6 protein-coding genes are annotated in these 6,291 nt (G+C 63.4%); 5 read left to right on the top strand and 1 reads right to left on the bottom strand.

The window, feature by feature from the left end:
- Positions 1-28: 28 nt before the first annotated feature.
- Together EN781_RS22575 and EN781_RS22570 are read left to right on the top strand one after the other, a co-directional pair.
- Positions 29-1,102, top strand: coding sequence for an alpha/beta hydrolase (locus tag EN781_RS22575; protein ID WP_126054337.1), 1,074 nt, complete (start codon positions 29-31; stop codon positions 1,100-1,102).
- 132 nt (positions 1,103-1,234) lie between these two features.
- The gene (locus EN781_RS22570) at positions 1,235-2,392 is read left to right on the top strand and encodes an alpha/beta hydrolase (RefSeq protein WP_189347741.1); all 1,158 of its coding nucleotides are present in this window, start codon (positions 1,235-1,237) and stop codon (positions 2,390-2,392) included.
- 18 nt (positions 2,393-2,410) lie between these two features.
- On the opposite strand, the gene ade is transcribed toward EN781_RS22570, so the two are convergent.
- Positions 2,411-4,228, bottom strand: coding sequence for an adenine deaminase (ade, locus tag EN781_RS22565; protein ID WP_127400350.1), 1,818 nt, complete (start codon positions 4,226-4,228; stop codon positions 2,411-2,413).
- 148 nt (positions 4,229-4,376) lie between these two features.
- Between ade and EN781_RS22560 the strand changes: the two genes are divergently transcribed.
- The 3 genes from EN781_RS22560 (at position 4,377) to EN781_RS22550 (ending at position 6,233) form a co-directional block, all read left to right on the top strand.
- Positions 4,377-5,228 (top strand): alpha/beta hydrolase, encoded by an 852-nt coding sequence (locus EN781_RS22560; RefSeq protein ID WP_126054335.1) that lies wholly within the window; start codon positions 4,377-4,379, stop codon positions 5,226-5,228.
- A 53-nt stretch (positions 5,229-5,281) separates the two neighbouring features.
- Positions 5,282-5,494 carry a hypothetical protein gene (locus EN781_RS22555; RefSeq protein WP_126054334.1) on the top strand — a complete coding sequence of 71 codons (213 nt, stop codon included), beginning with the start codon at positions 5,282-5,284 and terminating at the stop codon, positions 5,492-5,494.
- Positions 5,495-5,585: 91 nt separating this feature from the next.
- Positions 5,586-6,233, top strand: coding sequence for an outer membrane protein (locus EN781_RS22550; protein WP_126054333.1), 648 nt, complete (start codon positions 5,586-5,588; stop codon positions 6,231-6,233).
- The last annotated feature ends 58 nt before the right edge of the window (positions 6,234-6,291 follow it).

The raw sequence follows: 6,291 nt of genomic DNA, 5'->3' as shown, positions 1-6,291 counted from the left end.
CTTTGGGGGCCCGATTGGATATTTTGGCGTGACTTTGAAGACGATTTGCATTCTTGCGCTTGCATTGCTGGTGGCCGGCTGCGGCGGCCGTAAAGCCGAGGAAATCCTCGGCAGTGCCGTTATGGCTACGCCGGTGACAGAAATCGCCGGCAACCACTCGATCTTCATCGCCACGACGCGCAAGCGTTCCGACGACCCGAACAAGGTCTTCGACGGCGAGCGCTCGGCGACGCTGAACTACGCCCGCGTCAACGTCACGGTTCCGCCGGTCCACGAGACGGGCCAGATCGAGCGACGCTCGCGCGGCAAGTCGGACGATCCCACCAAATATTTCATGGCCTCCGAGCTGGTCGGCTACGACACGCAGCCCAAATTCTCCAGCGCGCTCAACGCCGACATTGCAGCGCGCGGCGGTCGTGTCATGGTCTTCGTCCACGGCTACAACACCGGCTTCGACGACGCGGTCTATCGCCTGACGCAGATCGTCCACGATTCCGGCTACCCGGGCACGCCGGTGCTGTTCTCCTGGGCCTCGGGCGCCAAGACCACCGACTATGTCTACGATAAGGAAAGCGCCAGCGCCGCACGCGACCAGCTTGAGGTGACGCTGCGCATGCTCGCCCAGACCGGCGCGCGGCGCATCGACATCGTCGCTCATTCGATGGGAACCTGGGTGACCATGGAAACGCTGCGCCAGCTCGCCATCACCGGCGACCGCGACCTCGGCGGCAAGCTGGGCGACGTGGTGTTGGCCTCTCCCGACATCGACGTGGATGTCTTCAAGAGTCAGATGCGCCGCTACGGCAAGCCGGACAAGCCCTTCATCCTGCTCCTGTCCGACGACGACCGCGCGCTGCGGCTTTCCGGCCTGATCGCCGGCTCGCGCCCGCGCGTCGGCGACTACAAGGACGCGGCCGACCTCGCCACCTATGGCGTGACGGTCGTCGACCTCTCCAGTGCCAAGGGATCGGACAGCTTCAACCACACCAAGTTCGCCGACAATCCGGTGCTGGTTAAGATGATTGGCCAGCGGCTGCGCGAGGATGACGGCTTCGCCAGTGATCAGGCTGTAACCGACCGCATCAGCCAACTCGGACAGTAAGGGTAGGCCGTATCCGATCAGGATTGCCCACCATCCGTCAATTTTGAACTGGACCCGGCCGTGCTGCGGCCTTATCGAAATATCAATTGACGTCGCGGGATCGACGTCGTGCTTCGCGAGAGCCGCGTGATCGTGCGTTCGAACACTATTCTCGTCGCTGCCTTGGCACTGCTCGTTGCGGGCTGCGCCGGCCCGAATACGCATGACCTGCTCAACAAGACGACGGTTACGGTGCCGGGTTCCGACATTGCCGCGACGCACGAGATCTTCGTCGCCACCACCCGCCAGCAGGCGACGAAAGACCCAAGGCAGGTGTTCGACGGAGACCGCTCGCTGACCACCAGCTACGCCCGCGTCGACGTCACCGTCCCCAAGGTGCACCAGGTCGGCGCCATCGAACGCGCCAAGGGTTCGGCCGACAGCAACCCGGCCAAGCAGTTCACCGCCACCGAGGTCGTTCACTATGGGGACCAGCAGCAATTCGCCAAGGCCGTCGGCGCCAACATCGCCATAAGCGGCGACCGCGCTTTGGTCTTCGTGCACGGCTTCAACAACGGCTTCGACGATGGCGTCTTCCGGCTGACCCAGATCGCGCACGACACGAAATATCCAGGCACGCCGGTGCTGTTTTCCTGGGCGTCGAGCGGCAAGACGACCGGCTATATCTACGACAAGGACAGCTCCACAGCCGCGCGCGACGACCTCGAGGCGACGCTGCGGATGCTGGCCAAGACCCACGTCAAGAGCATCGATATCATCGCCCATTCGATGGGAACGTGGCTGACGATGGAGGCGCTGCGCCAGCTCGCCATCACCGGCGACCGCGATCTCGGCGGCAAGATCGGCTATGTCATCCTGGCCTCGCCGGACATCGACGTCGACGTCTTCAAGAAGCAGATGATCCGCTACGGCAAGCCCGACAAGCCCTTCGCCATCCTGCTTTCGGGAGACGACCGCGCGCTGAAGCTGTCTTCCCTGATTTCCGGCGACAAGCCGCGCGTCGGCGACTACGGCAATGCCGCCGACCTTGCCAGCTATGGCGTGGTCGTGGCGGATCTGACCAACACCAAGGGCGGCGACCGTTTGAACCATGCCAAGTTCGCGGACAATCCGATGCTGGTGCAACTGCTCGGCGACCGACTGCGTACACCAGCTGCCCTGCGATCGAACGAACCCAACTCGGCCGAGTTTGACAATATCGGCCAAGGCATTGGAAAGGCCGTGGGATCGGTCGCCGAAGTGGTCATCACCACGCCGTTCAAGGTGCTGACCATCGCCACTGGCGGATAGGCAAAGCGCGTCGGTCGATCAGAGAAACAGGTCGACTTTCTGGAACGTCGTCACGTCGATCAGGCCGACATCGGAAATCCTTAGTTCGGGGATGACCACCAGCGCCAGCAGCGAGTGCTGCATGTAGGCATTGTTCAGCGAACAGCCCATCTTGCGCATCGCCTCCGTTAACTGCTCGGCCTTGGCCGCGACGATCTCGGCACGCTCGTCCGACATCAGCCCGGCGATCGGCATCTCAACCAGCGCCAGTTCCTTGCCCTTTGAGAACAGCACGACGCCGCCGCCGACCTGACCCAGCCGGTTGACGGCCAGCGCCATATCCCGCTTGCTGGTGCCGACGGCGATGATGTGGTGGGCGTCATGCGCCACGCTCGACGCCATCGCGCAGTCCTCCATGTAGCCGAAACCGGAGACGAAGGCATTGGTGACACCGCCGGTGCCGCGGTGGCGCTCAACCAGCGCGATCTGGCACACATCGTTGCGACGGTCCATGCCGACCAGCCCGTCCTCGACCGGCAGGTCGGCCTCCAGCGCGCGCGTCGGCGCCTGGTTCTCGATCACGCCGATGACGCGCACGCGCACCTCGTTGGCGCCCTTCGGCGCCGCCACGTCGAAATCGCCGGCCTTGAGCTTCCTGCCGAGCTTGACCGTGTTCTTCGCTGTCTTCGGATAGTCGTAGGCCGGGATGTCGATGTCGAGCTTGCCGCCCTTGGCCAGCCTGACGCCGCGAGCATAGACCTCGTCGATGGTCATTGCCGCCAGATCGGAGACAATCAGCAGGTCGGCAAGCCGCCCCGGCGCGATCGAGCCGATCTCGCGCTCCAGTCTGAAATGCTGCGCGGTATTGAGCGTCGCCATCTGGATCGCCGTCACCGGCTTCAAACCCTGGCCGATGGCGTGGCGGACCACCCGGTCCATATGGCCTTCATGGACCAGCGTGCCGGAATGGCTGTCGTCGGTGCACAGCATGAAGTTGCGCGGGTCGAGCCCGCTCTCCGTCACCGCCTTGATCTGCGAAGCGACGTCATACCAGGCCGAGCCCAGTCTCAACATCGCCTTCATACCCTGGCGCACCCGCGCGATCGCATCTTCGGCTCGTGTGCCTTCATGATCGTCCTCCGGACCGCCGGCGACATAGCCGTGGAACGGCAGGCCGAGGTCACGCGAGGCATAGTGCCCGCCGACCGTCTTGCCGGCCTTCACCGTGGCGGCGATCTCGCCCGACATGACAGGGTCGTTGGCGGCGACGCCCGGGAAATTCATTACTTCGCCGAGCCCGATGATGTTCTCCCAGGTCATCGCCTCGGCGACATCGGCGACCGTCAGCTCGGCGCCGGCATGTTCCAGCCCAGGCGCCGAAGGCACGCAGGACGGCATCTGCACATGCACGTTGATCGGCATGGCGACGGCCTCGTCATGCATCAGCCGCACGCCGGCCAGGCCCAGCACATTTGCGATCTCGTGCGGGTCGATGAACATCGAGGTGGTGCCGTGCGGAATCACGGCACGGCAGAACTCGGTCACCGTCACCATGCCGCTCTCGACATGCATGTGCGCGTCGCAAAGGCCGGGCACCAGATAGCGCCCACCGGCATCAACCACCTTGGTGCCTAGCCCGATGGCGTGGCCGGCATTCGGCCCGCAATAGGCGAAGCGCCCGCCGGCGATGGCGATGTCGGTGCCAGCGACGATCTCGCCTGAATGAACATTCACCCAACGGCCGTTGCGGATGACGAGATCGGCGGGTTTGCGCCCCATCGCGACATCGACGAGATGCGTCGCCACTTCCGCCCAGGGTTTGGGCTTTGCGGCGTTGGCGGTTTTGGCATTTGTCATCGGCAAGTCCTCTGCTGCCGCCAGTCTGGCAAAAGTCGGAGCAAGGAACCAGAGCCGTCTGCATGGGGTCCTGCAGCAGACCGCAATTGTTGACTATTTCACGCAAAAGGCGATGCTGCTCATCCGGCCTCAACCTAAGAGGGGAATGATGACCCGTTTCTGGAAAGCATTTGCCGCCGCCATTCTGCTCCTCGCATCAACCGGGTCTGTATCCGCCGAGGAACGCTGGCAGACCTTGCCGGAACCTGCGGCGATGCCCAAGCCCGAGCAAAGCGGCTATGCGCCGGTCAACGGCATCCAGATGTACTATACTGTGTTCGGCGCGGGCGACCCGGTGCTGCTCATCCATGGCGGCCTTGGCCACGCCGACATCTGGGCGAGCCAGGTGGCGACGCTTGCCAAAACGCACAAGGTCATTGTCGCTGACAGCCGCGGCCATGGCCGCTCCACCCGCACGGAGCAGCCCTATGGCTACGACCTGATGGCGTCGGACTATCTGGCGCTGCTCGACTACCTGAAGATCGACAAGACCGCGCTTGTCGGCTGGAGCGATGGCGGCATTATCGGTATCGACATCGCGCTGCATCATCCGGAACGGCTGACAAGGCTCTTTGCGCAGGCGGCGAATGTCACCACCGATGGCGTCGATCCGGGCGTGATGACCAACAAGACCTTTGCGGCCTACATCGAGCGCTCTGGGCTCGACTACAAGAAGATGTCGAAGACACCGGACCAGTATGACGCCTTCGTGGCCCAGATCAGCCACATGTGGGAGAGCGAGCCGGCGTGGACCAAGGAACAACTCGGCAAGATTACCACGCCGACGGCGATCGTCGCCGGCGACCATGACGAGGCGATCAAACGCGAGCACACCGAATACATGGCCTCGGTCATTCCTGGTGCGAAGCTGATCATCCTGCCCAACGCCAGCCATTTCGCCATGCTCCAGGCGCCGGACGAATACAGCAAGGCGGCGCTGGATTTCATCGACGCCAAATAGCCAGCGAGCCGGAATGTTCGTCGGTCGCTGACGATCATTCGGATTGGCGGAAAATGGCAGGGACGATCAGGTTCGCAATCTTCGCAGTGACGGCCGGCCTTGCCGGACTGGCATTCTTTACCTCGCATTCGTTCTGGACATGGGCCGCGCCTATCCTGATTTTCATCGCCGGCTCCGTGCTGGCCAAGTTCGCCTTCAACCGTCTGGCGTCGCCTCTCGAAAAACAGCGCGACCTGGAGGATCGGGTGCGCGACCCGCCGGCGTAAACCGTTGTTGAATGAAGCCAATTCCGTTTTGCGGCGAATAAGGCTAGGTTGTACCAGGGAGTCTTTCGAAACCGCCATTTCGGAGAACTCGATGCGTAGATTGACGCTCGCCAGTGCCGGTTTACTTGCGCTGCTGTCCGGGTCGGCCCAGGCGGCGGACTTGGGCGCCGATCTGCCAATGACCGCCCCGGGGTTCGACTGGACTGGCTACTATGCCGGCCTGCAGGGCGGCTACGGCTGGGGAAGCTCCGACATGAGTTCGACCGGTGGCGCGCCGTTTTCCGCCTCGCCGGATCTCAATGGCGGGTTCATCGGCGGCCACGTCGCCGGCCTCTGGCAGTTCGACCAGGCGGTTCTCGGCGCCCAGGCCGACCTCAACTATTCCTCGGTCAACGGCGCGGCGGACCTCGGTCTCGGAGATTCTGCCGGCGCCGAGATAAAATGGTTCGGCTCCGTCGACGCCAAGGCCGGCTACGCCATGGACCGCGTGTTGGTCTACGGCATCGGCGGCATCGCCTTTGCCGGCATCGAAGCGTCACGCAATGGCGTTGCAGACACGCGGACAGATGTCGGCTGGACGCTCGGTGCCGGCGTCGACTTTGCCCTCACGGACAAATTCGTCGTTGGCGCCCAATACCGGTACTACGATTTCCGTTCGGAACATTTCGACATTCCGGACGACCGCGATCAGGACGTCAAGCTCCACACCCTGGGAGTGAATTTGAGCTACAAATTCTGATCGCGGCCGGCTTGTTGCGCCCGGAAATGGGGTGGCCGGCGCCCGCAGGGGGCGGGGG

Source organism: Mesorhizobium sp. M4A.F.Ca.ET.090.04.2.1, from assembly GCF_003999085.1.
Lineage (GTDB): Bacteria > Pseudomonadota > Alphaproteobacteria > Rhizobiales > Rhizobiaceae > Mesorhizobium.
The sequence above is the reverse complement of the archived record's forward strand: the minus strand, read 5'-3'. Positions and strand labels throughout refer to the sequence as shown.

Bases quoted from the DNA above. Each gene is read 5' to 3' on its own strand.
- EN781_RS22550 (WP_126054333.1), top strand. From the start codon at position 5,586: ATGCGTAGATTGACGCTCGCCAGTGCCGGTTTACTTGCGCTGCTGTCC.
- ade (WP_127400350.1), bottom strand. From the start codon at position 4,228: ATGACAAATGCCAAAACCGCCAACGCCGCAAAGCCCAAACCCTGGGCG.
- EN781_RS22560 (WP_126054335.1), top strand. From the start codon at position 4,377: ATGACCCGTTTCTGGAAAGCATTTGCCGCCGCCATTCTGCTCCTCGCA.
- EN781_RS22555 (WP_126054334.1), top strand. From the start codon at position 5,282: ATGGCAGGGACGATCAGGTTCGCAATCTTCGCAGTGACGGCCGGCCTT.